The sequence below is a fragment of the Cupriavidus sp. 05L411 genome, assembly GCF_056398045.1.
In genome coordinates this window covers 296,811-323,349 of record NZ_JBFTOQ010000007.1, presented here as the reverse complement: position 1 = coordinate 323,349, position 26,539 = coordinate 296,811, and the positions used below count along the sequence as shown (strand labels likewise).

Sequence of the window (26,539 nt, the reverse complement as noted above, 5' to 3'; positions counted from 1 at the left end):
TCGCCCATGCAGCGTAGAAAACTGTTACCTATGTGCTTGAACTCAAGTGTTACCTATGTGAGTGAGTCGTACCCCGGCGCGCCTTTTTTGCCTACTTTTTTGGCAAGACAAAAAAGTAGGTCGCCGCCCCGCAGGGGTGGTGAAACTGCTGTTGCCTTTGACGGTAAGCAGTTGCCTTTGACGTTAAGCAGTTGCAGTTACAGTCCCCCCCCACCTAAACTAAAAACCCCCGAACACCCCACAGGCCCCCGCCATGCCCCAGGCCCACCCCCGTGAGTTCGAGAATTTCGCCGCCTTCTACCCCTTCTACCTGAACGAACACCGCAACCCCACCTGCCGCCGCCTGCATTTCGCCGGCTCCACCGTGGCATTGCTGTGCCTGCTTGCACTCCTGCTCAGCGGCAGCTGGTGGTGGCTGGCAGCGGCCGTAGTGTCCGGCTATGCCTTCGCCTGGGTCGGCCATTTCGTCTTCGAGAAAAACCGGCCCGCCACCTTCCGCCATCCGCTCTACAGCCTGATGGGCGACTGGGTGATGTACGGCGATATCTGGCGCGGCAGGATTCCCTTCTAGGCCCGCGCTGCCATCAGACCTGGCCGTGCCAGCCGGGCGGCACCACCTCCAGGGTGCGCCGCGCGGGATCGGCGGGGCGTTCCTGGGCGGCCGTCCCGGTCTGCGCTTGCGCCTGCTGGTCCTGTTGCTGGCGCCGGAACACGGCCTCCAGCGGCTGGTCCAGGCGCGGGTTGTCCAGCACCTGCTTGAGCGCATCGGCGCCCTGGAGTTGCTGCGCCAGCGCCGTGCGCGGCAGGCGCGGCAGGTTCAGCACCAGCCGGTCGTGCAGCGTGCGCAGCGTCACCTGGCCCGGATCGCATAGCAGCGCCCAGTGCGCCTGGCCGCGATCCTGCGCCAGCCTGCCGACCAGATGCATGCCCTTGAGCTTGCCGAGCAGGCCAGCCAGGTAGTCCGCCTCCACCCGCAGCTTGCGCCCCAGGTCGAGCTCGCCGACGCTGCGCGGCACTTCGTCCCGCGCCCGATAGAGCAGGTAGAGCACGCCCAGCGCGTCGAAGAACTCGCTGCCGGCAAAGGTGCGGCGGCGCCAGTAGCCCTGCCGGATCACCGGCAGGTTGGCGGCGATGGTGGCACCCAGCAGCGTCACCAGCCAGCTCAGGTAGATCCACAGCAGGAAGATCGGCAGCGCGGCAAAGGTGCCGTAGACCGCGGTGTAGGTCGGGATATGGGTGACGAAGTAGCCAAAGCCGCGTTTGGCCAGCTCGAAGGCCAGCGCTGCCACCAGCCCGGCGGCAATCGCGTCGCGCCACTCCACGTTGGCGTTGGGCACGGCCGTGTAGAGGAAGGCAAAGGCGACCGCCGAGAGCAGCACCGGCGTCAGGCCGACCACCAGCCCCAGCCCAAACGGCATGGTGCCGACATAACCAGCCGAGACCGAGATCAGGTAGGAGCTGATCGACAGGCTGGCACCGATCAGCACGGGGCCCAGCGTCAGCACGGCCCAGAAGACCAGCACGCGCTGCGCCAGCGGGCGGCGCTGCTTGACCCGCCAGATCGCGTTGAGCGCGTCCTCCACCGTCAGCATGGTGAGCACCGAAGTCACCATCAAGCCACCCAGGCCCACCGCCGTCAGGCCCTTGGCATTCTTGGCGAACTGGCCAAGGTAGCTGGTGATGGAATTACTGACGTTGCCAGGAATCAGGTTCTGGAACAGGAAGGATTCGGTCGCGCTGCGAAACTCGCGGAACACCGGGAAGGCTGCCAGCAAGGCGAAGGCCACCGTCAGCACCGGCACCACCGCCAGTACCGTGGTGAATGTCAGGCTGGCCGCGACCTGCGGCAAACGGCCTTCGCCGGCGCGGCGCAGCGCGTAGCGCGTGAGCGCGCGTAGTTTTTGCAGATTCCATTCCCTGCGCAGGCGAACGATGCGGGCGGCAAACATGCGGGGGCAAACTCCTTACCGGATTCCGTGGCGAGGCCGCAACTATAATACGCGCATTGCCCTCGCGCGCCGCGCAAGGCACAAACCCGGCCTGCCTCCCGGGACCGCTCCATCCTGGCGCCTCCACGGTTACACCGTCAGGCGCCGTAGCCCCGTCCATGACCGAACTCCTAGTCCTCTACTACAGCCGCCACGGCAGCACCCGCAAGCTGGCCGAACTCATCGCCACCGGCATCGACAGCGTGCCCGGCGCCCAGGCGCGCCTGCGCACGGTGCCACCGGTCTCGACGGTGAGCGAAGCCACCGCTCCGGATATCCCCCCGCAAGGCCCGCCGTACGCCGAACTGCGCGACCTCGAGGAATGCGCGGGCCTGGCCTTGGGTAGCCCCACGCGCTTCGGCAACATGGCCGCGCCGATGAAGTACTTCCTCGATGGCACGGTGGCCCAGTGGCTGTCCGGCGCCCTCACCGGCAAGCCCGCCTGCGTGTTCACCGCCACCGGCAGCCTGCACGGGGGCCAGGAAACCACCTTGCTGTCCATGATGCTGCCTCTGCTGCATCACGGCATGCTGGTCATGGGGCTGCCCTATTCGGAAAGCGCGCTGATGACCACCACCGGTGGCGGCACGCCCTACGGCCCAAGCCACCACGCGCGCGTGGACAACAGCGCGCCGGTGTCCGAGGAGGAAGCCGCGCTCGCGCGCGCCATGGGCAGGCGCCTGGCCGAGACCGCGCTGCGCCTGGCCGGCGGGAGCCGCGCATGAGCGCCGCCCCGAAAGTCCCGGGCGCGCCGCACGCCACGGCCCCGTCCGCCGCCAACGCCAGCGACGGCGCGCTGCACAATGCCGCCCTGTGGCGCCTGAGCGCCGGCAGCCTGATTGCGCTGATCGTGCTGTGCATCGCCTGGGAATGGTTCCTGGCGCCGCTGCGTCCGGGTGGCTCCTGGCTGATCCTCAAGTTCCTGCCTCTGCTGCTGCCGCTGCGCGGCGTGCTGACCCGCAACCGCTACACCATGCAGTGGTCGTCGATGCTGATCCTGCTGTTCTTCACCGAAGGCATCGTGCGCGCCACCAGCGACCGCGCGCCATCTTCCACACTGGCGTGGACCGAGGTGGCGCTGACGCTGCTGTTCTTCTTCGGCACCATCCTCTACCTGCGTCCTTACAAGCGCCGCGCCAAGGCCATGCAGCCGGCCAAGCCCGGCAAATGACCACGCCGGCGAGCTCGCCATCAGCCCGCACCGATCCATCTCAGCGCGGCCGCCCCCACAGCGGCCGCCCTTCCGGACCCACCGACATGAACGCCTCGCACCTCGATTCCTTCCTTGCCCTGTGCCGCGCCGCGCTCGGCGAGCAGCACGTGCTGACCGACGCCGCTGATCAGGCCCCCTACCTGACCGACTGGCGCAAGCGCTACACGGGCGAGGCAGTGGCGGTGCTGCGGCCGGGCTCGGCGGAAGAAGTCGCCGCCGCCGTGCACGCCTGCCACGCGCACAAGCTCGCCGTGGTGCCGCAAGGCGGCAATACGGGGCTATGCGGCGGCGCCACGCCGCAGGCGGGCCAAGCATCGGTGGTGATCTCGCTGCAACGCCTGAACCGCGTGCGGCAGGTGGACCCGCTCAACAACACCATCACCGTGGAAGCCGGCGTGATCCTGCAGCAGTTGCAGGACACCGCGCGCGAGCACGGGCGGCTGTTCCCGCTGAGCCTGGCCGCGGAAGGCAGTTGCACCATCGGCGGCAACCTTTCCACCAACGCGGGCGGCACCGCCGTGCTGCGCTATGGCAATACGCGCGAGCTTTGCCTGGGGCTGGAGGTGGTAACGCCTGCCGGCGAGATCTGGGACGGCCTGCGCGGCCTGCGCAAGGACAACACCGGCTATGACCTGCGCGACCTGTTCATCGGGGCGGAAGGCACGCTCGGCATCATCACCGCCGCCGTGATGAAGCTCTACCCGCTGCCGCGCGCTCGCGTCACCGCGCTGGCAGCCGTGGCCAACCCGCGCGCTGCGCTGGCCCTGCTGGCCATCGCCCAGCAGCGCGCGGGCGCCATGCTGACCGGCTTCGAGCTGATGTCCGAGCGCTGCCTGTCGCTGGTCACCACGCATTACCCGCAACTGCGCTATCCGTTTGACCGCCCGCACCCCCAAGTCGTGCTGCTGGAACTGTCCGACAATGAAAGCGAAGACCATGCGCGCGCCATCTTCGAAGCGCTGATGGAAACTGCCTTCGAAGCCGGCGTGGTGCAAGACGCGGTAGTCGCCGAATCGGTGCAGCAGTCACGCGACTTCTGGAATCTGCGCGAGCATATCCCGCTCGCCCAGGTCGACGATGGCAAGAACATCAAGCACGACATCGCCGTGCCGATCTCGCGCATCGCCGACTTCATCGACACCACCGATGCCCTGATCCAGCAAGCCTTCCCTGGCGCGCGCATGGTCACCTTCGGCCATCTCGGCGACGGCAACCTGCACTACAACGTGTCGCCGCCAGTGGGCGAAAGCCACGATGCCTTCCTCGGCAACTCGGAAGCCATCAACCTGATCGTGCATGACAGCGTGCACGCCCACCGCGGCTCGATCTCCGCCGAGCATGGGCTGGGCCAGCTCAAGCGCGAGGAGAACCGCCGCTACAAGAGCGGCGTGGAGCTGGCGATGATGCGGGCGATCAAGCAGGCGCTCGATCCCCAGGGGTTGATGAATCCGGGCAAGGTGATCTGACAGGAAACGCCCGCTGGCAGCTTAGCGCGCCGCCGGAATTTCCACGACCTGCCAGCCCTCGTTGCGGTCCGCCAGGAATCGCATCACGGAATCGACGGTGACGGTCCTGATGCGGTCGGAGAAGCGCAGTTCAGTGGGATGATCGTCAAAGGCCACGTTGGCCTTGAACACGCGGCCACCCAGGCGCTTGAACGTACCGATCTTCATCTCTGACGGCTGGTAGCCGGCCAGCTTGAGCCAGGCCTGCGCCTGCTCGCGGTTGGCGATCTTGGCATCCCTGGCTTCCACGGCTGCCAGCGTTTCCAGCACCCAGGTGTTGGAGTTCTGGTACTGCGTGGAGAATGGGTACGATACCAGGCTGTAGTTGACGTCGTGAACCGAGCGCAGGGCTGCGCCATCCTGCAGGCGCGGCAGCAGGCGATCGGCGATCGGCTTGGGAGGGACGATCAGGACGGCATCGTACGAAAACATATCGTCCAGGAAGAAATTGCCGACGCCCTCGTACCACAGATCCGACTGCGCGGTGCCACAGCTATTGAGCAAATGGGCAATGCGCCAGCGCGCGTCCGCCGGGTTGCGGTAGATGATGCCGACGTGGCTGTATTTCAGCCCATAGCTGGACAGGTCCTGCCCCACCCGCCCCACCAGCGCCACGTTGTCCTGGCGCCGTTCCATCTCCGCCGTCACCTTTTGCGCCGTGGCCATGGCCTGGCGCAGCGTCTGCGTGCTCAGCGGCGTGTCTTCGCAGCTCTGCCCCGCCGACGCCAGCAGCGGAACCAGCAGCAAGGCGAGCAAGGCGCCGGTGCGGCCCGTGCGGCTCATCCAGTTCGAGATCATGGCGTGCCCCTTCACGGCTTCGCGGCCGTGGGAACCCGCTCGCGATAAAGCAACGCCTCACCGATCGAATTGGGAATGAAGGCGAGCACCTTGCCTGACACCACCAGCACGGTGCCGGTCGAATCGGCCACGGCATTCACGGTGGCGCCCACCGAGACGCCCAGTTTCTCGAACCCGCTTTTGGCGACCTTGACCGAGGCCTTGCCCGCGGTGCTGACCGAGTCGAGGATCACCTCGACGGTATCCTTCCCGCCCTGCGCAATGCCGGAAACGACAAAGGCGCTGCCCATGCCCGCCAGCACGGAACCCTGCACCGGGCCCGCGCCACCGGTGCTGCCGGCCACGCTGACGACAGGCGCGGCCAGGATCGACAGCGTGCCAACGGAGACCTGCTCCGACCCGCCCATATTTCCCGTGGACTGCGCACTGGCCGGCGCTACACAGAGCGACGCGCCAACGATGACCAGCCATGCAGAGATCGTTCGCACCGAAACCTTGCCTTCGTAGAAGTTCATTGTTCTTTTTTCTCGGAAATGTGATCTTCTATTGTAAAGGCAAAGCCTTCGCAGGCAGTGGCGCCTGCCTGGCGCAGGGCGACGAACTGGAGTTCGCTGCGGTCCCGGGCAATCGCGGCCGGGATATCCCCCGAACCAGGCGGGCAACCTGTCAGCCGCCCTTCAACTCCGCCACGTGCTGGTCCTTCAGCTTGACGTAATTGGCCGCCGTATAGCGGAAGAAGCCAAGCTCCTTCTCCGTCAGCGCCCTCGCCTCTTTCGCCGGGCTGCCGACATAGAGATGCCCGCTCTTGAGCACCTTGCCAGGAGGCACCAGGCTGCCGGCGCCGAGGATCACTTCATCCTCGATCACCGCGCCGTCCATCACGATGGTGCCCATGCCGATCAGGATGCGGCTGCCTACCGTGCAGCCATGCAGCAGCGCCTTATGGCCGATCGTCACGTCGTCGCCGATGGTGAGCGCAAAGCCATTGGGGTTGAACGGCCCGGCATGCGTGATGTGCAGCACGCTGCCGTCCTGCACGCTGGTGCGCGCGCCGATGCGAATGCGGTGCATGTCGCCACGAATGGTCACCAGCGGCCAGACGGAGCTGTCCGCGCCGATCTCTACGTCGCCGATCACGACGGCACTGGGGTCGACGAACGCGCGGTCGCCGAGTTGGGGGGCCTTGCCCTGGAAGCTGCGAATGGTCACGATGAAAGCCTGGATACGGAATGTCGCCAATCAAGCGCGCGCTGCGGCGCCCGGATGGCGCCGGGTCAGCGTGGAGCGCGCCGGTGCGAGCATTCTAATCCGCCGGCTGCCTGCCCTGCAGCGCCGCGCCGCGTGATTCGCGTGGGCAAGGTGCCAATCAAACAGCCCGAATTGCGCCAAAGCACGCGCTCATTGCGCCAAAGCCTCCCCCATTGCCTTCTTGAACAATTCCGGCTTCCCGAAATACCGCCCCAGGCGCAGTCTCGATATCTTGCCGTCCTGCTCGATGCCCAGCGCCGGGTAGCCACGGCCGCCGATCTCCTCGAGCAGCGCCTGGGTCTGCTCGAAATGGTCCGGCAGCGTCGCGCTCGCCTGGTCGTAGGCGTTTGCGAACGACGCAGCATCGAGCCCCAGTTCGTCGGCAATCTGGATCAGTTCCTTGCGCTCGGCAATCGGGCGTCCTTCGCGGTAATACGCAATCTGAAGGCGTTCGAGCATCTTCAGCCCAGCGCCGGCGACGGCTTCGGCGGCCAGCATCGCCGCGGTGGGCGGCCCGGAATCCAGCCTGACATCGTAGTCGAACTGCGTGCCCTGCTGGTACGTCTCGCTGAAAGGCTGCCCGCTGAGCGCGGTGATGCGCTCCTCGTGAGGGCGAACGAAATCGCGCCATTCGGCGGACATGTTCTGCGCCCGTTCTCCCGCCAGCATGCCGCCGCTGTGCGGCACCACCCTCAGGCCGGCTTCGTCGGCCGCCGACACGAGCGGCGCAAGACCATAGCACCATCCGCAAAACGGGTCGTAGACGTAATGAAGCGTCGCTTGCTTGTTCATGTCTGTGCTCTCCAGATTCTCTGCGGCAGCCGCCCGGTGCACGTGCTGCATGTTCACTATCAAATGGCCTCGGCCACGCCCGCCTGCAACGCCTTCTCCATGATCGAAGGCGGCTGCGCCCCAGCGATGACGGCATTGCCGATGCGGATCGTGGGCACGGAGCGGACCCCCTCGCGCAGCGCCTTCGCCAGCGCCGCCACGATCTGCGCTTCGCCGTCGGTGCCAGACAGGTGATTGCGCACGGCTTGCGCCTCGAAACCGGCCGATACGGCCAGCGGCACGAGTACATCGATCAGGCCGATGTGCTCACCGCGGGAAAAGTACGCAGCGAAGATGGCATCGAACAACGCCTCCGCCATGGCTGCGTCGCCGGTCTGTTGGGCGAATGCCATCAGCCGGTGCGCAAGCCGGGTATTGGGCGTGACCGTGATCAGGTCATGGTTGAAATCCAGTCCGGCGCGCCGGCCCATCATCGCCACCTCCTCATCCATGGCCTGCGAACGGGCCCAGCTGCCAAATTTCGCGGTACGGTAGGCCTTGCGGTCGGCGCCTTCCACCGGCATGTCCGGGTTGAGTTCGTAGGGCACATAGGAAATCGCGGGGGCGGCCTCGGCCGACATGCGCCCGATGGCGGCCTTCAGGTTGCGATGGCCGATCCAGCACCACGGGCAAATGAAGTCATAGGTAATCTGGGTGTCGACGGGTTTCATGACGGCTCCTTGCGTAAGTGATGGAGCCAGCGTAGATGGCGGGCCGTACCGGCGCAATGGCATGCCAGCGCAAACCTGCGTTGCCGGCAGCGCAACGCAGGTCTGCAGGGCGACGGTGCCCTCCCCGTTGCCGCCCACGCAACGCTGCTTTGCCCCCGCCATGCATTCTCTGCGGGCCCGGACGCTTCTACGATGCAACGCATCCACTCGCACCCTGGAGCCACACATGAACACCAACGACGCATCCTCCGTCGGCCCGCGCAAGGCCCTGGTCATAGGCGGCTCGCTGGGCGGCCTGTTCACGGCCACCGCGCTGCGTGCCGTGGGTTGGCAGGTTGACGTGTTCGAGCGTTCGGCATCGGACCTCGACAGCCGTGGCGGCGGCATTGTGCTGCAGCCGGAGGTGCTGCGGGCGTTCTCGTTCGCCGGCATCGCCACGCACGCAGCCCTGGGTGTGCGCTCGCACGACCGGCTGTTCCTGGACCACGGCGGCCACGTGCTCCACCGCCAGCGCATGCCGCAGACACAGACCTCGTGGAACGCGCTGTATGCCGCCCTGCTCGATCATTTCCCGGCAGCGCACTATCATCGCGGTGCCGCGCTCACCGCTATCGCGCAGGACGAGCACGGCGTTTGCGCCACGTTTGCCGATGGACGCAAGGCGTGCGGCGAACTGCTGGTCGGTGCCGACGGCGCCGGCTCTACCGTGCGCGGGATCGTGCTGCCCGGCGTCGCCCCCAGCTATGCTGGCTATGTCGTCTGGCGTGGCCTGGTCGACGAGGGCCTTCTGCCCGAATCTGCCAGGCCGCTGCTGCACGAGAACTTCGTGTTCCAGCAAGACCGCGACTCGATGATGCTGCAGTACATGGTGCCCGGCGCCGACGGCGCCACGGCGCCCGGACGGCGCCGCTTCAACTGGCTCTGGTACCTGAAGGCCGAGCCCGGCGCGGCGCTCGATGCCGTGCTCACCGATCGCGACGGAAAACGCCGCGGCCATTCGATCCCACCGGGCATGTTGTCGGCTGAGCAGGAGCGCTGGTTTCGCCAGACCGCGGCCGCGCGCGCCAACCCGGCGTTCCGCGCGCTGATCGATAACACCGATCAGATCTTTGTCCAGGCCATCCAGGACCTGCAGGTGCCACGCATGGTGTTCGGCCGCGTGCTGCTGACCGGCGATGCCGCCTTCATTCCCCGCCCCCATACCGCCGGCAGCACCGCCAAGGCCGCGGCCAATGCCGTGGCGCTGGCCAAGGCGCTCGACGCCACGGCCGACCCGGACCAGGCGCTGCAGCGCTGGCAGCAGGGCGAACAGGCGCAAGGCGAGCAGATGACCCAGTGGGGCATCCGCATGGGTAACCGCATCATGGGGATCGCACTGCACTAAGCCACAGGGCTGCGCCGCGAAGAAGTGGCGCAGCCGGCATGCACTCTGCCGATCAGGGTAAGTCCTCCCCTTTTCCGCTCTTGGCCGTTCCGTTCAGCTGCCCTACAATTTATCACACGATCACTAATCGATCGATCAATAGCAGAGGCACCCATGACCATCCGCAAGCTCGCGCACTTCTCGATCCGCACCACGGACATCGAGCAATCCTGCGCCTTCTACGAACGCATTCTTGGCTTCAGGCAAGGCTATCGTCCGCCCTTCGATTTCCCCGGCGCCTGGCTGTACATGGGCGGGGACGAAGGTGACTTCGGCACAGTCCACATCATCGGTACCGACCCCGGCAACCCCGGCGGCCTGTCCGCCTACCTCGGCGACCGCGCCCCCTCGGCGGCGGGTACCGGCGCCCTCGACCACATTGCGTTCCTGGCCACCGGCGTGGCGCAGATGTGGGCGAAGCTGGAAGCCGAGGGCATTCCGTGGCGCGACCGCACTGTCCCCAGCCTGGGCCTGCACCAGGTGTTCATCGAGGACCCTTCCGGCGTCACCATCGAACTGAACTACCCCGCCGCCGAGGTGGCGGGCCTTGAAATCCCGGGCAACGGCGCGCGCGCGCCCCACCCCGAAGTGGCAGGAGACTGATCATGACAACCCTATCGACACGGCCGAAGGCCATCATCGTGGGCGGCTCGCTGGGCGGACTGTTCGCGGCCAACCTGCTCGCCCGCGCCGGGTGGGAAGTGGAGGTATGCGAGCGCGTTCCCGAAGCCCTTGCCGGGCGCGGCGCGGGCATCGTCACGCATCCGGAATTGTTCGAGGCCCTGGCCGCCGCCGGGGTCGAGGTGGACGACTCCATCGGCGTGCAGGTGAAGTCCCGGCTGACGCTGGGCCAGGACGGCAGCGTGCTGTCGCAGCGTGAGCTGCCGCAAACGCTGACGGCATGGGGCAAGATGTACCACGTGCTGCGGTCCGCCTTCACCGGGGGCACCTACCGCACGGGCGCCAATGTGGTGTCGGTGCGCAGCGAGCCCGGCCGCGCCGTGGTGATGCTGGACGACGGCTCGATCCATCACGCCGATCTTGTCATCGCCGCGGACGGCTTGCGCTCCGCGCTGCGCGAGTGCCTGTTGCCCGAGTCCCGGCTCCAGTACGCAGGCTACATCGCCTGGCGCGGCCTGGTGGACGAAACGAGCCTGAGCGAAGCCACGCGCGACATGCTGTTCGAGAAGTTCGCCTTCTGCCTACCGCCGCGCGAGCAGATCCTCGGCTACCCGGTGGCGGGCCAGGGCAACAGCACCCGGGTTGGCGAGCGCCGCTACAACTTCGTGTGGTACCGCGCCACCAGCGAAGACTTGGACCTGCCCGACCTGCTGACCGACGCCAGCGGCAAGCGCTGGTCCGGCGGCATCCCGCCGGGGCTGATCCGCCCGGACGTGCTTGCCAGCATGGAGGAAGCCGCGCTGGCCAACCTGGCGCCCCAGTTCGGCGAGGTCGTGACCAAGGCCGCGCAGCCGCTGTTCCAGCCCATCTTCGACCTTGAGGTGCCGCGCATGGCCTTCGACCGCGTGGCGCTGCTCGGCGACGCCGCCTTCGTGGCGCGCCCGCACTGCGGCATGGGTGTGACCAAGGCCGCGGGCGACGCCATCTCGCTGGTCAAGGCCCTGCAAGCGCATGACAGCATTAGTGCCGCACTGGAAAGCTACAGCGCCGAGCGCGTGCAGGTGGGCGCGGCCATCGTCCAGCACGCGCGCCACCTCGGCGCCTATATGCAGGCGCAGCTCAAGAACGAGACCGACCGCCAGATGGCCGAGCGCTATCGCACGCCGGAAGCCGTGATGCGCGAGACGGCGGTATCGACGCGCTTCTGAGCGCGCCGCCGCACTCCCGCCAGACCAACCGCCCCCCCAACGGAGACAACCTTGGAACACACCGCCCCCACCTTTGCCGCAGCCGCCCGCGAAAGCGCCGCGCTCGCTGCGCCCCCACCGAATCCCCTGCTCGCCGATCCGGCATTCCAGTCCCTGGTGCGCGCGCGGCGCAGGTTCGCGTGGGCGCTGACCGCCATCATGCTGGCGGTGTACTTCGGCTACATCCTCACGCTCGCCTTCCGGCCCGCGCTGCTGGGCCGCCAGCTGACCCTGGGCCAGCCCATGAGCGTGGGCATTCCAGTGGGCTTCGGCATGTTCGCGCTGACCTTCCTGCTGGTTGCGGTGTACGTGCATCGCACCAACACCGTATACGACCAGCGGATCAGCGAAATCAAGCAAGGGGCAGCAAAATGAAGCAAGCCAACCTCTGCGCCATCGGCGCGGCCCTGTTGCTCACCGCCTTGCCAGCCTTTGCGGCGTCGAGCTCGGTGGGCCAGGGCATGAACGTCATCGCCATCGCCATGTTCCTGATGTTCGTCGCCGCCACGCTCGTGGTCACACGCTGGGCGGCCAAGAGCAACCACAGCGTGGCCGACCACTATGCAGCCGGCGGCAAGATCACCGCCCTGCAGAACGGCTGGGCCATTGCCGGCGACTACATGTCGGCGGCCTCCCTGCTGGGCATCTCCGCGCTCGTCTTCACCAGCGGCTACGACGGCCTGATCTACTCCATCGGCTTTCTCGCCAGCTGGCCGATCATCTTGTTCCTGATCGCCGAGCCACTGCGCAACCTGGGCCGCTTCACGCTGGCGGACGTGGTCTCATACCGCCTGCAGCAGCGCCCCATCCGCGCGTTCTCCGCGTCCAGTTCCATCGTCATCGTGCTGCTGTACCTGGTGTCGCAGATGGTGGGGGCCGGCAAGCTGGTGGAGCTGCTGTTCGGCTTCAGCTACACGGCGGCGGTGGTGCTGGTCGGCGTGCTGATGGTGATCTATGTGTTCTTCGGCGGCATGCTGGCCACCACCTGGATCCAGATCATCAAGGCAGTGCTGCTGCTGGCGGGCGCCGCTTTCATGGCATTCATGGTCATGAGCCGCTTCGGCTTCAGCCTGAATGCGCTGTTCGCGCAGGCCATCGAGGCCCACGGCAAGCATGCGGCCATCATGCGCCCGGGCGGCCTGGTCTCCGATCCTGTCTCGGCGGTATCGCTCGGCCTGGCACTGATCTTCGGCACCGCCGGCCTGCCACATATCCTGATGCGCTTCTTCACCGTCGGCGACGTCAAGGCGGCACGCAAGAGCATCCTGTACGCCACCGGCATCGTCGGCATCGGCTACGCGCTGATCATCATCATCGGCTTCGGCACCATCGCGCTGGTGGCGAGCGATCCGGCCTACCACACGCCCGCTGGCGCGGTGATCGGCGGCGTCAACATGGTGGCCGTGCACCTGGCCCATGCCGTAGGCGGCAACCTCTTCCTCGGCTTCATCTGCGCGGTAGCGTTCTCGACCATCCTGGCCGTGGTGGCGGGGCTGACGCTGGCCGGCTCTTCCGCCATCTCGCACGACCTCTATGCCAAGGTTCTGCGCCAGGGCAAGGCCACCGACAAGGAAGAGATGCGCGTCTCCCGGATGACCACGCTCGTGCTGGGCGTACTGTCCATCCTGCTGGGCATCCTGTTCGAGAAGCAGACCATTGCCTTTATCGTCAGCCTGACCTTTTCGATCGCCGCCAGCTCGAATTTCCCGGTGCTGCTGCTGTCGATCTACTGGCGCGGACTGACCACGCGGGGCGCTGTGGTGGGCGGCTCTCTTGGCTTGCTGAGCGCGGTGGTGCTGACGGTGCTGAGCCCGACCGTGTGGGTGCAGGTGCTTGGCCATGCGAGCGCCATCTACCCCTACGAATATCCGGCGCTGTTCTCCATGCTGGTGGCCTTTGCCGGCATCTACGTGTTCTCGGTCACCGACCGGTCCGCGCGCGGTGCGCGCGAACGCGGCGCCTTCAACAATCAGCTGGTCGATTGCGAGCTTGGGCTGGTCAAGCCGCAGTAGGTCCCGTGTCCTGTGCTGCCGGCCCCACTGCCGGCAGCCCGGCCGCGCCTCACAATTTATCACCCGATTGGTACAATGCCGCAAACGCTCCGCACGGGACGTGCCTGTCACAGGTGAACGAATGAAACGAGACGCAACGCCGCCGCAGACCCCTGCCCCGGCCAAGACCGCAAAACGGCTGCTCCCCGAAGAGCGGGAGCAGCAGATCGTGCAGAAGGCCATCGAGCACTTCACGCGCAACGGATTCTCCGGCAGCACGCGCGATCTCGCCAAGCAGATTGGCGTCACCCAGCCCTTGCTGTACCGCTACTTCTCCAGCAAGGAGGCACTGATCGACCGGGTCTACAGCGAAGTGTTCCAATGGCGGCCCGACTGGGAACGCCAGATCGCCGATCGCGCCACGCCGCTGACCGAACGGCTGTATGCGTTCTACCTCGACTATGCGTCCGTGATCCTGCGCGAGGAATGGATCCGGGTCTTCATCTTTGCCGGCCTCACGCGCGAAGGCATCAACAACAAGTACCTCAACAAGCTGCGCAGCAAGGTCTTCCTGCCCGTGCTGGCCGAGGTGCGCGCCGCGTACGGCATCCCGGAGCCGCGCAATGCGGCCGAGCTGGAGGCCGAGGTCGAGATGATCTGGGGCCTGCACGCGGCCATCTTCTATCTCGGCGTGCGCAAATGGGTCTATGGCCTCAAGGTGCCCGCGGACATCGGCGCCGTGATCCGCCGCAAGGTGGACATGTTTCTCCACGGCGCGCCTGCCGTCATGCGTTCCCTGCGCGCGCCTGACAAACCCGGCAACTGAGCCCCTGCAGGGATAGACGACACCCTTACCGCTGGAGTCTTACCTATGGACAAGCTGCTGGCATTGAAGCTGTTCGTCGAGACGGTCGACGCCAAGGGGTTCTCCTCCGCCGCGCGGCGGGTCAACCTGGCCACATCATCGGTGACCCGCATGATGGACGGCCTGGAGGAAGAGCTGGGCACCGTGCTGCTGAACCGGTCGACACGGCAGGTAACGGTGTCCGAGGCCGGCGCGGCCTATTACCAGCGGGCGCGCAAGATCCTCGACGCGGTGGCGGAAGCCGACGCGCTGATCGCCGACCGTGGCGATACGCCGGTGGGCCAGCTTCGCGTGTCGCTGCCGGTGGCGTTCGGGCGCCGCTGCATCGCGCCGTTCCTCGGCAGCCTGATCGCGCAGTATCCAAAGCTGGAACTGGAAGTCACGCTGACCGACGAGATTGTCGACCTGCTCGGCGAACGCATCGATCTATCCATCCGCCTGGGCAGCGCCGCGTCGCTCGATGAAGTGGTGGCGCGTCAGATCGGCACGTTCCGGCGCAGGGTGGTGGCAAGTCCTGGCTATCTGCAGCAGCACGGCATCCCCACCGCGCCGGCGGAGCTCGCCGGGCATGCGTGCCTGCGCTTCACGTACGGCGCGGGCCAGCAGATGTGGACCTTGCTGCGCGGCACCGAGGAAATCCAGGTGCCCGTTCCGGGCACCTTCAAGAGCAACAACGCCGAAGTGCTGCGCGAACTAGCGCTGGCCGACGGCGGCATCGCCCTGCTGCCCGACTGGCTGGTCGACGACGATATCCAGAGCGGGCGCCTGACCGCGCTTCTGGAAGACTGGACCGTCAACCCCAACCGCGCCAGTTCGGCCATCACCGCGCTCTACCTGCCCAACCAGCGCGGCTCGCGGCGCATCGCCGCCTTCCTCGACTTTCTCTCGCGGATTCCCGGGCCGACCGGCCGGAACGAAGCGGGCGCCTGACGCCCCCTACCGCTTTCGCCTTGCCGCCTTGCCACCAGCGCAACGCAACGTTGCGCGGTGGCCCGATTCTCCGGCGACGGGTTAGCACCTAACCTTCAGGTCATCTCTTTCCGAGACAGCCAGCGCGGCGCGAAGGCAAGCCTGCTGCCGCCGACCGACCCATCGCACCTGACGGAGAACCACCGTGACCCACCATCTCTTCACCCCCGTTCGCCTCGGCAACCATACCCTGCCACATCGCGTTGCCATGGCGCCGCTGACGCGCTCGCGCGCCGGCCAGCCCGGCAACGTGCCCACCGACATGAATGTCGAGTACTACCGGCAGCGTGCCGGCGCGGCGCTGATCGTCACCGAAGCCACGCAGATCTCGCAACAGGGGCAGGGCTACGCCTGGACACCGGGCATCCATAGCGAGGCGCAAATCCAGGGATGGCAAGCGGTCAGCGACGCCGTGCATGGGCAAGGCGGCATCATCTTCATGCAACTGTGGCACGTCGGCCGCGTCTCGCACCCGGTATTCCAGCCCGGCGGCGCGCTGCCAGTGGCGCCCAGCGCCCTGCCCGTCCCCGGCAAGACCTTCATTATCGACGCGCATGGCAACGGCGCCTGGGGCGACGTGCCCGTGCCGCAGGCGCTGACCCTGGACGGCATCCACGATATCGTGTCCGACTACCGGCACGCCGCGCGCAACGCCATGGCTGCCGGCATGGACGGCGTGGAGATCCACGCCGGCAACGGCTACCTGCTCGACCAGTTCATCAACTCCAACAGCAACCAGCGCGACGACGCCTACGGTGGCAGCATCGAGAACAGGGCACGGCTGCTGCTGGAGGTGGTGGACGCGATCGCGGCGGAGGTTGGACCCGCGCGCGTTGCCGTGCGGCTGACGCCCATGGGGCGCTTCATGGGCATGGGCGATGCATCGCCTGAAGAGACCTTCGGCTATATCGTGCGCCAGCTCGACACCCGGGGCCTGGCCTACCTGCACCTGGTCGAGCCGGCCATGGTCGGCACCGTCAAGGAGGAGCACGCCGATCCCCGCTGGGACGCGATCATCCAGCAGTTGCGCGGGGCCTACCACGGTGTGCTGATGCTGGCGGGCGGCTACGGGCGCGATAGCGCCGAGCACGCGCTCGCCAGCGGCCGCGCCGACATCATCGCCTTTGGCCGCCCGTTCATCGCCAATCCCGACCTGCCCGTCCGGCTGCGCGGTGGCCTGCCGTTGAACGCGCCAGATGCCACGTCATTCTTCGGCGGCGGTGCCGGAGGCTACACCGATTATCCAGCTGCGGCTTGAATGCGGGTGGCCGGCAGGCGATCGGCGTGCTCGGCCGGGTCGGGCACCTCCCGCCTGCGCCATCGCGCCGGCACATCACCCTCTCATACTTTGGTTTGAGCGTCACAGACCACTCGTCTGATTGTTGCCGGTCAGCACGGCTCCTACCATGCGAGTTGAGCCGCGCCTTCCCGCCGCTGCCAAAGGTCCCGATGCATGGAATGCGCGCCGCGGGCCTTTATCGATACAAGGATTCCCGCAATGAACCGGCATCGACTCCCCGCAGGCCAGGCATGAAACGCCGGCCCATCCTTCTCGCGGCAGCAGGGGCGGCGGTTGTTGCCCTGGTGGCTGCCGCCGGCATCATGTGGGAGCCGGCCATCGCGCCAATCCCCACGCCCGCGCCGGCTTCCTTCGACCGGGCGCTGACGCTGGAGGGCGCCCGCGTGGTCGCGCTCGGCGACTGCGCGGTATGCCATACGGCCAAGGGCGGCCAGCCCTTCGCCGGCGGCCTGCCACTGGTCACGCCGTTCGGCACCATCTACTCGACCAACATCACGCCCGATGCGCAAACCGGCATCGGCAACTGGTCGCTGGACGCCTTCACGCGCGCCATGCGGCGCGGCATCGCGCGCGACGGCCACCAGCTCTATCCAGCGTTTCCGTACATCCACTTCACCAGGATGTCGGACCGCGAGATCGAAGCGGCCTATGCCTACCTGATGCGGCGCGAGCCCGTAACTGCCAGGCCGCCCGCCAATGCACTGATCTTCCCGCTCAACTTCCGGCCTCTGGTCGCCTTCTGGAACGTGCTGTTCCTGCGACCCGGCGAAGCGCAACGCGATCCCGCGCAGGACGAAGCCTGGAACCGCGGCCGCCTGCTGGTGGACGGACTTGGCCACTGCGCCGCCTGCCACTCGCCGCTCAATGCGATCGGCGGGGAAAAACCGGGCCGCGCCTTCGACGGCAGCGTGGTGGACAACTGGGAAGCGCCGCCGCTGAATCGCTTGGCGAGCGGTCCCGTGCCCTGGACCAAGGCGCAGCTAAGCACATACCTGCGCACCGGCATCTCCGCGGCGCATGGCGCGGCAGCCGGGCCGATGCTGCCAGTCACGCTCGAACTGGCCACCGTGCCAGAGGCGGACGTCGATGCCATTGCGAGCTATCTGATGTCGCTGCAAAAACCAGCACCCGCGCCCGCCGTGGTGCCGGTCTCGGCGGCCGTGACCGACCAGTCCGCCATCGCACGCGGCGCGACGCTCTTCACCGGAGCGTGCGCCGCCTGCCATGGCCCCGGTTCGCCAATGCAGAGCGTGGGGGCCCGCCCCAGCCTCGCCACCAGTTCCGCGGTCAACGCGAGCACGCCGCGCAACGCCATCCAGATGATGCTGCAAGGCGTGGCGTGGAACGGCGAGGACGCGACGCACTACATGCCTGCGTTCGCACAGGCCTTCGACGACCAGCAGCTTGCCGACCTGGCGGACTACCTGCGCGCCACCTACACCCGGCAGCCGCCGTGGACCGGCGTACAGGACACCATCGCCAACCTCAGGAAAGGGGACGAATCGAGATGATCAAGCTCACCGTCAACGGCGCCAGCCACGCGCTGGACATCGATCCGTCCACGCCGCTGCTCTATGCCCTGCGCGGCGAGCTGCACCTGCACGGCGCCAAATTCGGCTGCGGCCTGGGCCAGTGCGGCGCCTGCACCGTCATCGTCGGCGACCGCGCGGTGTTTTCGTGCCTGATGCCGGTGGCATCGGTCGGCGCCCGGCCGGTGCGCACCATCGAGAGCCTGGGCACCGCCGACAGGCCAGGGCCCTTGCAGAAGGCCTTCATCGACCACCAGGCGGCGCAATGCGGCTACTGCATCGCCGGCATGATCATGCGCGCGCAGGCCCTGCTGGAGGTCAACGCGCATCCCACCGAGGCCGAGCTGCGCGCGAACATGGAACCCAACCTGTGCCGGTGCGGCACCCATATGCGCATCCTGGCGGCCATCCGCGCCGTGGCCGCCATGCCCGGCGCCGTGCGCCCGGGCGGGGTCAAGACCGAGGGCAGCAAGGAGGGGGCGCGATGAGCGGCCATGACGACCACATCGACCTGGGCCGCCGCGCCATCCTGGTCTCGGGCTCGCTGGTGGTGGGCTTCACGCTGCTGCCGGGCCGCAAGGCCATGGCGCAGTTGGTGCTGGCCGACGAGGGTGCCGCCGTGCAGGTCGCACGGCAGTACGGCGCATTGGCGGGCAGCCTGAAGACCAATCCCTATCTCGACGCCTGGATCAGGATCGCCCCCGACAACCAGGTCACGGTGTACACCGGCAAGGTCGAGCTGGGCACTGGTGTGCGCACCGCGCTGCTGCAGGTGGCGGCGGAAGAGCTGCAGATGGCGCCCGCGCTGATCACCTTCCTGAGCGCCGATACCGGCCGCTCGCCGGACGAAGGGCTGACCGCCGGCAGCCACACCATGGCCGACAGCGGCAGCGCCCTGCTCAACGCGGCGGCCCAGGTGCGCGGGCTGCTGACCGACGCCGCCGCGCGGCAACTGCGTGTCGATGCCGCGTCGCTGTCGGTCGGCAATGCGCGCATCACGGCCCCCGACGGGCGCTCGCTGTCGTTCGGCGAACTGCTGCCCACGGTGAACCTGCACCGCGCGGCAACGCCCGCCTCGCCGCTGCGCGACCCCAAGTCGTTCTCCGTGATCGGCACGCCGATGCCTCGGCTGGACATTCCCGGCAAGGTCACCGGCAAGCCGAGCTATGTCCAGGACCTGGACATGCCGGGCATGGTGCATGCGCGCGTGGTGCTGCCGCCGGCCTATGACGCTGCCCTGCTGTCGGTCGATGAGACCGCGATCAAGTCCATGCCCGGCGTGATCGCCGTCGTGCGCGACGGCAACCTGCTCGCCGTGGTGGCCACGGGGGAATGGCAGGCGGTACTGGCTCAGCGCGCGCTCGGCGCCGCCTGCCGCTGGAGCAAGGGGCGCGCGCTGCCCCGCCCCGCCGACGTGATCGCGCAGCTCAAGCAGCTCGCCACGCAGCACATCGAGATCGCCAACACGCGGGGCGCTGTGCCGGCAGGCGCCAGGACGCTGGCCGCCAGCTATTCCAAGCACTACCTGATGCACGGATCGATCGGCCCCTCGTGCGCCGTCGCGCAGATGCAGGACGGCGTGCTGACCGTATGGACCCACTCCCAGGGCGTCTACCCGCTGCGCGACGGCCTGGCCGAGATGCTGTCGATGCCCAAGGACAAACTGCGCTGCATCCACGTGGAAGGCTCGGGCTGCTACGGGCACAACGGCGCCGACGACGCCGCCGCGCATGCCGCCTATCTGGCCCGCGCGCTGCCGGGAAAGCCGGTGCGCGTGCAATGGATGCGTGACCAGGAGAACCTGTGGGACCACTTCACGCCGGCCATGGTCACCGAGGTCAAGGCCTCGCTCGATGCCGGTGGCCATATCGTCGACTGGGACTACGCGCTGTGGAGCAGCTCGCATAACGAGCGCGTGGTCAACGCGGGCCGGCTGCTGCCCGCCACCCAGCTGGCCAGGCCCTTCGTCCCCGCGCCCTCGGCCCCGATGCTGCAGCCCGAAGGCGGCGGCGACCGCAACGCGATTCCGCTCTACAAGCTCCCGGCCTCGCACATCGTCAACCACTTCTCGCCGACCATGCCGCTGCGCACCTCGGCGATGCGCTCGCTGGGCGCGCACATGAACGTCTTCTCGATCGAGAGCTTCATGGACGAACTGGCCGCCGCGGCCAACACCGACCCCGTGGCGTTCCGGCTGCGGCATCTGGAAGACCCGCGCGCGCGCGACGTGATCCAGCTTGCCGCCGCCAGGTTCGGCTGGCCCCGGCGCGGCCGCAAGCCCGGCCACGGCGTCGGCTTCGCGTTCGCCAGGTACAAGAACCTGATGGGCTATATGGCGATCGCGCTGGAGATCTCGGTGGTGCGCGACACGGGACTGGTGCGCCTGGAGCATGCGGAGGTGGCCGTCGATTGCGGGCAGATCGTCAATCCGGATGGCGTGCGCAACCAGATCGAGGGCGGCGTCCTGCAGGCCGCGAGCTGGACGCTGTACGAGCAGTTGCGCTTTGACACCAGCGGCATCGGCAGCTTCGATTGGAGCGCCTATCCGATCATGCGCTTCTCCGCCGTGCCCACCACCGTCAACGTGCACCTGATCGACCGCCCCGGCACGCCGTTCCTCGGCGTGGCCGAAGCCGCGATGGGGCCCACTGCGGGCGCCATCGGCAACGCCCTGTTCGATGCCACCGGCAAGCGCCTGCGCGACATGCCGCTGGGCGGCGAGCGGCTGCGCAGGGAAATCGCGCCGTAGCGCGCAGCATGCCATGACCCGGACGCTGACCGGCACCCGGCCCCTGAACCTCAACGCCATGATCATCATGCCCACCATGCCCACGTCTAGACCTTACCGCGCCATCGTGATCGGCGGCTCGCTCGGCGGGCTCTTTACCGCCATCTGCCTGCGCGCCATCGGCTGGGATGTCGATGTCTTCGAGCGCTCGCCGCAGCAGCTCGACAGCCGCGGCGGCGGGCTCGTGCTGCAGCCCGGCGTGCTCGACGCGCTGGCCTTCGCCGGGGTCGCGCACCCGCCAGAGTTCGGCGTGCCGTCGAAGGACCGCATCTTCCTGGACCGCGAGGGTGTGGTTCGCCGCATCGACATGCCGCAGACGCAAATCGCCTGGAACGGACTCTATGCCCTGATGAAAGACGCGCTTGATCCGCGCATGATCCATGCGGGCCAGGAACTGGTCACGCTGGACCGCGAGGCCGATCATGTGACGGCCCGCTTTGCCTCGGGCCGCACCGAGCACGCGGATCTGCTGGTCGGCGCCGACGGACCGCTGTCCACGGTGCGGCAGCAACTCCTGCCCGGCGATGCGCCCGCCTATGCCGGCTATGTCGCCTGGCGCGGCGTGCTGCCCGAGGCAGCGCTGGGCGAGCAGGCCAGGTCGCTGCTGGTCGATGCCTTCGCCTTCCAGGACGAGCCGGGACACCAGATGCTGACCTACCTCATCCCCGGCGAGGACGGATCAGCCCGGCGCAATGAACGGCGCCTGAACTGGGTCTGGTACCGCGCGCTGCCCGCGGGAGAACCGCTGGCGGCCGTGCTGCTGGACCGCCATGGCCGCCAGCACACGCATTCGCTGCCCCCGGGCGCGCTCAAGGATGCCGATGCCCAGGCGCTGCGGCTTGCCGCGGCGGACAGCCTCGCGCCCGTGTTCGCGGCACTGGTCGCATCGACCCCCGATCCCTTCCTGCAGCTGATCCAGGATTACGCAGCGCCGCGCATGCGCTTTGGCCGCGCGGTGCTGCTAGGCGATGCCGCCTTCGTGGCGCGTCCGCATACCGGCGCGGGCGCGGGCAAGGCGGCCGCCAATGCCGTGGCCCTGGCGCGCGCGCTACAGGCCGGCGGGGAGCGCATCGACGACGCACTCGTGGTGTGGGATCGAAGCCAGTGGGCCGAGGACAAGCGCCTGGCCCAGTGGGGCATCTCGCTCGGCCGGCGCATCATGGGCGTGATGCAGCCTGACTGACCGGCACGGCAGCGCGGCTCAGCGTGCCGGGACCAGTGCGATCGATTCGTGCGCGGTCGATGGCCCGGTCCTTGACGCTAACGCTGCGCACGATCTCTCGCTTGCCATAGACGCCATGCGGTCAATCAGCGCGCGCTTGCACAGGTAGTAGATGCCGTCTCGGCGGGTGAGGTACATGCTGGCTCCCGGTCAGTCTGTGTCAGGTACACACGCTGGGGCAGCAGTGAAAAGGTGAGCAGTGAAACGGGGAGCACAAAAAACAAAACCCCGGAAGACCGCAATCTTCCGGGGTTCCGCCGCCAATACGATGTAGTGGCGGAGACGGAGGGATTCGGTCTACCCTAGTGTTTATGCGGGGTTTGGGGCAGGTACACATGTCGCGCGCCAGCCCCGAGTGTACCACCCTGCCCACAGTCGGTAGCAAGTGGCATACTATCAACTCCCGAGGAACAGCACGTAAGCGCCCAGTACCACACACCTGCACCTCAGGAGAACGGTATGGGCACAATCATTGAGCGTCGAACCAAGCGCGATGCAGTACGTTTCCAAGCAAAGATTCGTTTCACGGGCATTCCAATTGTCGCCCGCAATTTTCCTAGCCGCGAGGAAGCGGAAGCGTGGCTTCGCGCCACGGAACCTGAACTAAAGGCCCGCTCGCGGGAAGCAGCGTGGGAACAGGCCCAAGCGAAGCTCATGGCGGGATTCAGGGTGCAGCCGCGAATCGTGGCCGACATCCTCCACCGCCATCTGACCGAGGAGACGATCAATAAGAAGAGCGCGGAAGCTGAAGTCAATCACATCCGCAGTATCATGAGGTATCCCCTTGCACGTGTCCAAGTAGAGAACCTGACCCGCCATGACATCAACGATTGGCGCGACCAGCGACTGAAAGATGTTGCCCCGAGCACTGTCAACCGGGAACTGAACATCCTCAACGCGGTGTTCAAGCTGGCCGTCTATGAGTGGGATGTAGCCCTCTGCAAGAGCGTCCTGACTTCCGTTCGCCGCCCCAAGAACCCACCGGGGCGCGTGCGCCGACTATCTCCGCCCGAGGAGACAGCCCTGCGGCGGGCAGGCGAGGAGACGCGGAACCCCTACATCGTTTCGATCTTAGACTTGGCGCTAGAGACTGCCATGCGCCGTAGCGAGATACTCGACCTCCAGTGGAATCGCGTCAGCCTCGCCCATCGGTCAATCCAACTCATCGCGACGAAGAACGGCACGCCGCGCGGCGTCCCTCTGTCCAGGCGCGCAATGGAGGTGCTCATCGCTCTGAGGCGAGTCGCCGCCCACGAACTCGGCGGCGCTGGAGATCTCGACTCCGGCCCCGTCTTCCCCGGCCTCACGGTCAACGCATTCAAACTCGCTTTCACACGCATGGTGAAGCGCGCCGGGCTGGAGAACTTCCGGTTCCACGATCTGCGCCACGAGGCTACCAGCCGCCTGTTCGAGAAGGGTCTGTCACAAATGGAGGTGGCGACAATCACGGGACACAAGGACATACGAATGCTGGCTCGGTACACGCACCTGCAAGTCAAGGACTTGGCAGCGAAGCTGGGCTAGTTGGCGCGGCGGCGGGACACCGATTGCGAACTCGCCAGCCGGCCACGCCCGGGGGTGACGCGGCTTGCCATTTGTCGGGAGTCCGAATCAGCCGCCTTGCCTTGTCGGGCAAGGGCTGGCGGCTTTCCCCTCCGTGCGTGCCACGCAATACCATGTCCCACATTTATTTGCCAGAGGCAGCGCCCGGACATAGCCGCCCCAGCTACGCCTTCCGGGGTCGCCCCCTAGGCTTCTCCGGGGCCAGTACCAGCCATGCGGGTATGGACCCCGTGGCAGCCCGCGTAAGCCGCTGCACCGCCGCCTGCTGCCTGCGAGTCATCGCCTCGAACAGTTGCCGCATGTCGTGCCGCTGACCAATCTCGTGCGCGGGGTCGTCTGCCACCAGCGTCTTATCCTCGCGAGGCCGCCTCGCCTTGACCCCGCCCCGGCTCTCCGGCTGCATGTACTCGGGCATCCAGCCGTACCAGCGGTGCACCCATCTCCGCCATGCGCTGATGTCCTCGCGCTTATCCCCCTCCCGCAGCGCCCCGAAGGCACCGCGGACGGTTGGCTGGTGTTCCCAAGGATGCCCCGTGCGTATGCCGTAGCCACCGCGCTCCAGCCATTCGTTCGCCTCCCGCAAGGCACGCCCGCGCTTCGGCAGATGCAGCGGGACCGGGTTCCCATTCCGTAACCACGGGCGGGCTGCTGCCCTGATCTGTGGGAGTGCCCGCTTGCCTTTTGCATCCACAAATGCCAACGCTTCCGCACTGTCAAGCCGGCGGGCGGTCCGCTGGCGGGGATCGTCAACCCTGCGCATCTCCGCCAGCATCACCAGCGCAGGGACAAGCCGGCCCACCTTCGCGGCATCCAAATGGCGTAGCGCATCCATCACTTGCCGCTGCAAGTGGGTATTTAATCTGCCGTGTGGGAGGGGCGCACCCGTGCGCAAAGGCGTCTGACTGGCGGCCCGCTTACTCATACCGACCATCCGGCCTCCGCCATGACTGCCACTAGGTCAGGCTCGCGCTGTGCAAAGCGGAAGAACGCATCCCCCTGCTCGCGGGCCAGCTTGGCGAGGTCATCTGTGCGCCAGCCGGTGGCATCCCACACCTCGACCCGCCCTGTAGGGTGAATCCTCGCCATGTACTTGCCGTGCAGCACCTCGCGGAACTCGCCAGCGCGCTCGGCCCGCTCGGCGCCCTGCTGGCCTAGCCAATAGTCCCGGCTGCGGTGCTGGGGCAATCCCGCCGCCTCCCGGTCGTGCATCATCGTCAGCTTGTCCAGCCGGCCATCCGCTGTCCACTTCACAGGGCTTCGCCTGTCGGCACACGCCGCGCAGCTACCGTCCCGGACAAGGCGGCTCTGGCTGCCGCATTGCTGCTGCCCCCATACCGGGTCGGCGACTGCCTTCGAGCACTGCCGCCCCACTGTATACCGCCGCTGTCCCCGTTCCCATGCGGCGAGCCGCTCCGCGTCCTTGCACTTGCTTGCGATGTACCGCATGGCGGCGGGGTCGTTGTGGACGGCCTCCCATAGCTCCCGCGTAAGTCGCCCCGCCCCAATGTGCAGCCCAAACTTCAGGTAATGCCGCAAGCGCGGCGGGAGTCCTAGGCTGCCGTGCGGTCGCCCCCGGCGCGGGGCTGCGTGCGACGCGTCCTTCGTGCCCATTTCGTTGCTGCTCATTGCGATCCCTCGGCGGATGTCCCGCCAGTGTATGTGGGTGGCTCAGGCCGTAGCCTTGATGTACTGGTAGAGGGTTTCCCGGCTGATACCGAAATCCCGTGCAATGGTGGCCTTGGCCTCCCCAGCCGCTACCCTCGCCAAGAGGGACTGCACCTGCTCACCACTGAGCTTCGCCTTCCCGCCCTTGTACCGCCCCTCCGCCTTGGCAATCTCGATTCCCTCCCGTTGTCGCTCCCGAATCATGGCGCGCTCGAACTGCGCGAACGCCCCCAGCATGGTCGCCATCAGGGTTTGCATCGGGTCCGCCTTGTTCCCACTGAATGTGAGATTCTCTTTGGCGAAGTGCAAGTCCGCCTTTTTCTCGCCCGTAATTAACTCAACGAGGCGCAGCAGGTCCGCAGTGTTCCGGGCCAGCCGATCAATGCTGTGGACATACACCTGATCCCCCGCCCGGATGTGCTTCAGCATCGCGTCAAGCTGGGGGCGCTTGGTGTCCTTGCCGCTGGCCTTGTCCTCGAACTCGGCATCGAACTCCATGCCGTCAAGCTGGCGTGCCGTGCTCTGCTCCAGTGTGGATACGCGGCGGTACGCCACGCGGTGGCCTTTGGCGCTGCTGCTGATGCTGGTCATCGTTCCCTCCCGGAGGCGTCAGATTGGACTCTAGACCCTAACAGGCAATGTGTCAAGTTGACGGAAAACAATCCTGATCTGACAGCATTCGCCCGCGCACCCTGACGTCAGGCTGGTTTATACCCTGACCTGACACGAGAGACGCCATCAGGGTGCGCTACAGGCCCACCGCGCCACACAGCGGTGGCAGTCCACGCCCCATCCGGCCCGCCAGATCGCAGCAGAGGGCTTCTGGTCGCTTCCGTGACGCTACTCACTACGGCTAGGCGCGCTATGCGTTTCATGTGGGCGTGTGCGTCTGATTGGCGCGTGCGTAGCGCGGGGCGCATGGGGGCGCGTGGCGTGCGCGGGAGGCGCAGAGGCCCCGCAGAAATCCAGATCAAAATTTGGGTCGGAAGGAAGCGGGCTTCCGAAAACTCCTGCGAAAGGAGTAACATAGGGTTTACCCTAATACAATGGGGCGTTACATGTCGTTTTAGGCACTGACTAATGGTTAGTTATGGAGAGCGTG

Annotated in this window: 26 protein-coding genes; 17 read left to right on the top strand and 9 right to left on the bottom strand. The window is 67.0% G+C overall.

Features of this window, described 5'->3' with window-relative positions; all coding sequences use genetic code 11:
* Positions 1-253 precede the first annotated feature (253 nt).
* Positions 254-571, top strand: coding sequence for an Mpo1-like protein (locus tag AC1DQR_RS11315; protein ID WP_416048136.1), 318 nt, complete (start codon positions 254-256; stop codon positions 569-571).
* Between the two features lie 13 nt (positions 572-584).
* Here AC1DQR_RS11315 and AC1DQR_RS11310 read toward each other — a convergent pair whose 3' ends face one another.
* Positions 585-1,949, bottom strand: a complete 1,365-nt coding sequence (locus tag AC1DQR_RS11310) for a YihY family inner membrane protein (protein WP_183035984.1) — start codon at positions 1,947-1,949, stop codon at positions 585-587.
* 158 nt (positions 1,950-2,107) lie between these two features.
* On the opposite strand from AC1DQR_RS11310, the gene wrbA reads away from it, so the two are divergent.
* From wrbA to AC1DQR_RS11295, 3 genes are all read left to right on the top strand, one after another.
* Entirely contained in the window at positions 2,108-2,713 is a 606-nt protein-coding gene (wrbA, locus tag AC1DQR_RS11305) for an NAD(P)H:quinone oxidoreductase (RefSeq protein ID WP_174422774.1), read from the top strand.
* The gene (locus AC1DQR_RS11300; RefSeq protein ID WP_416048134.1) at positions 2,710-3,159 is read left to right on the top strand and encodes a DUF2069 domain-containing protein; all 450 of its coding nucleotides are present in this window, start codon (positions 2,710-2,712) and stop codon (positions 3,157-3,159) included. The genes wrbA and AC1DQR_RS11300 overlap by 4 nt, the downstream gene beginning before the upstream one ends.
* Positions 3,160-3,245: 86 nt before the next feature.
* Positions 3,246-4,667, top strand: a complete 1,422-nt coding sequence (locus AC1DQR_RS11295; RefSeq protein WP_477133044.1) for an FAD-binding oxidoreductase — start codon at positions 3,246-3,248, stop codon at positions 4,665-4,667.
* 21 nt (positions 4,668-4,688) lie between these two features.
* Here the strand turns inward: AC1DQR_RS11295 and AC1DQR_RS11290 are convergent, their stop codons facing one another.
* The 5 genes from AC1DQR_RS11290 to AC1DQR_RS11270 form a co-directional block, all read right to left on the bottom strand.
* Complete coding sequence (locus AC1DQR_RS11290; protein WP_416048132.1) at positions 4,689-5,504, bottom strand: DUF2145 domain-containing protein; 816 nt, start codon at positions 5,502-5,504, stop codon at positions 4,689-4,691.
* A gap of 11 nt (positions 5,505-5,515) precedes the next feature.
* Complete coding sequence (locus AC1DQR_RS11285; RefSeq protein ID WP_416048131.1) at positions 5,516-6,019, bottom strand: hypothetical protein; 504 nt, start codon at positions 6,017-6,019, stop codon at positions 5,516-5,518.
* Between the two features lie 151 nt (positions 6,020-6,170).
* On the bottom strand, positions 6,171-6,713 hold the full coding sequence (locus AC1DQR_RS11280; RefSeq protein WP_416048130.1) for a gamma carbonic anhydrase family protein: 543 nt from the start codon (positions 6,711-6,713) through the stop codon (positions 6,171-6,173).
* Between the two features lie 189 nt (positions 6,714-6,902).
* Positions 6,903-7,544 carry a DsbA family protein gene (locus AC1DQR_RS11275; RefSeq protein ID WP_477133043.1) on the bottom strand — a complete coding sequence of 214 codons (642 nt, stop codon included), beginning with the start codon at positions 7,542-7,544 and terminating at the stop codon, positions 6,903-6,905.
* A 59-nt stretch (positions 7,545-7,603) separates the two neighbouring features.
* Positions 7,604-8,254 carry a DsbA family oxidoreductase gene (locus AC1DQR_RS11270; RefSeq protein ID WP_416048128.1) on the bottom strand — a complete coding sequence of 217 codons (651 nt, stop codon included), beginning with the start codon at positions 8,252-8,254 and terminating at the stop codon, positions 7,604-7,606.
* A 226-nt stretch (positions 8,255-8,480) separates the two neighbouring features.
* On the opposite strand from AC1DQR_RS11270, the gene AC1DQR_RS11265 reads away from it, so the two are divergent.
* From AC1DQR_RS11265 to AC1DQR_RS11205, 13 genes are all read left to right on the top strand, one after another.
* Complete coding sequence (locus AC1DQR_RS11265; protein WP_477133042.1) at positions 8,481-9,638, top strand: FAD binding domain-containing protein; 1,158 nt, start codon at positions 8,481-8,483, stop codon at positions 9,636-9,638.
* 153 nt (positions 9,639-9,791) lie between these two features.
* A complete protein-coding gene (locus AC1DQR_RS11260; protein ID WP_416048126.1) occupies positions 9,792-10,280 on the top strand; it encodes a VOC family protein in 489 nt (162 codons plus the stop codon).
* 2 nt (positions 10,281-10,282) lie between these two features.
* On the top strand, positions 10,283-11,506 hold the full coding sequence (locus AC1DQR_RS11255; RefSeq protein ID WP_416048125.1) for an FAD binding domain-containing protein: 1,224 nt from the start codon (positions 10,283-10,285) through the stop codon (positions 11,504-11,506).
* Positions 11,507-11,557: 51 nt separating this feature from the next.
* Positions 11,558-11,920, top strand: a complete 363-nt coding sequence (locus tag AC1DQR_RS11250; RefSeq protein ID WP_416048124.1) for a DUF485 domain-containing protein — start codon at positions 11,558-11,560, stop codon at positions 11,918-11,920.
* Positions 11,917-13,557, top strand: coding sequence for a cation acetate symporter (locus tag AC1DQR_RS11245; protein ID WP_416048123.1), 1,641 nt, complete (start codon positions 11,917-11,919; stop codon positions 13,555-13,557). Before AC1DQR_RS11250 ends, AC1DQR_RS11245 begins: the two co-directional genes overlap by 4 nt.
* Positions 13,558-13,765: 208 nt before the next feature.
* A complete protein-coding gene (locus tag AC1DQR_RS11240) occupies positions 13,766-14,362 on the top strand; it encodes a TetR/AcrR family transcriptional regulator (RefSeq protein ID WP_174422906.1) in 597 nt (198 codons plus the stop codon).
* Positions 14,363-14,407: 45 nt separating this feature from the next.
* Positions 14,408-15,331 carry a LysR family transcriptional regulator gene (locus tag AC1DQR_RS11235; protein WP_416048121.1) on the top strand — a complete coding sequence of 308 codons (924 nt, stop codon included), beginning with the start codon at positions 14,408-14,410 and terminating at the stop codon, positions 15,329-15,331.
* Positions 15,332-15,515: 184 nt separating this feature from the next.
* Entirely contained in the window at positions 15,516-16,628 is a 1,113-nt protein-coding gene (locus tag AC1DQR_RS11230; protein ID WP_477133041.1) for an alkene reductase, read from the top strand.
* A 272-nt stretch (positions 16,629-16,900) separates the two neighbouring features.
* Positions 16,901-18,181, top strand: coding sequence for a c-type cytochrome (locus AC1DQR_RS11225; RefSeq protein ID WP_477133040.1), 1,281 nt, complete (start codon positions 16,901-16,903; stop codon positions 18,179-18,181).
* Complete coding sequence (locus AC1DQR_RS11220; protein ID WP_477133039.1) at positions 18,178-18,687, top strand: (2Fe-2S)-binding protein; 510 nt, start codon at positions 18,178-18,180, stop codon at positions 18,685-18,687. The genes AC1DQR_RS11225 and AC1DQR_RS11220 overlap by 4 nt, the downstream gene beginning before the upstream one ends.
* A complete protein-coding gene (locus AC1DQR_RS11215; RefSeq protein WP_477133038.1) occupies positions 18,684-20,948 on the top strand; it encodes a xanthine dehydrogenase family protein molybdopterin-binding subunit in 2,265 nt (754 codons plus the stop codon). The genes AC1DQR_RS11220 and AC1DQR_RS11215 overlap by 4 nt, the downstream gene beginning before the upstream one ends.
* Positions 20,949-21,006: 58 nt before the next feature.
* A complete protein-coding gene (locus AC1DQR_RS11210; protein WP_477133050.1) occupies positions 21,007-22,170 on the top strand; it encodes an FAD binding domain-containing protein in 1,164 nt (387 codons plus the stop codon).
* A gap of 498 nt (positions 22,171-22,668) precedes the next feature.
* Positions 22,669-23,733 (top strand): tyrosine-type recombinase/integrase, encoded by a 1,065-nt coding sequence (locus AC1DQR_RS11205; protein WP_477133037.1) that lies wholly within the window; start codon positions 22,669-22,671, stop codon positions 23,731-23,733.
* Positions 23,734-23,935: 202 nt separating this feature from the next.
* On the opposite strand, the gene AC1DQR_RS11200 is transcribed toward AC1DQR_RS11205, so the two are convergent.
* The 3 genes from AC1DQR_RS11200 to AC1DQR_RS11190 all read right to left on the bottom strand — a co-directional run bounded on the left by AC1DQR_RS11200 (position 23,936) and on the right by AC1DQR_RS11190 (position 26,028).
* Entirely contained in the window at positions 23,936-24,604 is a 669-nt protein-coding gene (locus AC1DQR_RS11200) for a hypothetical protein (RefSeq protein WP_477133036.1), read from the bottom strand.
* An 86-nt stretch (positions 24,605-24,690) separates the two neighbouring features.
* Complete coding sequence (locus tag AC1DQR_RS11195; protein WP_477133035.1) at positions 24,691-25,023, bottom strand: hypothetical protein; 333 nt, start codon at positions 25,021-25,023, stop codon at positions 24,691-24,693.
* 417 nt (positions 25,024-25,440) lie between these two features.
* A complete protein-coding gene (locus AC1DQR_RS11190; RefSeq protein WP_477133034.1) occupies positions 25,441-26,028 on the bottom strand; it encodes a recombinase family protein in 588 nt (195 codons plus the stop codon).
* Positions 26,029-26,539 lie beyond the last annotated feature (511 nt).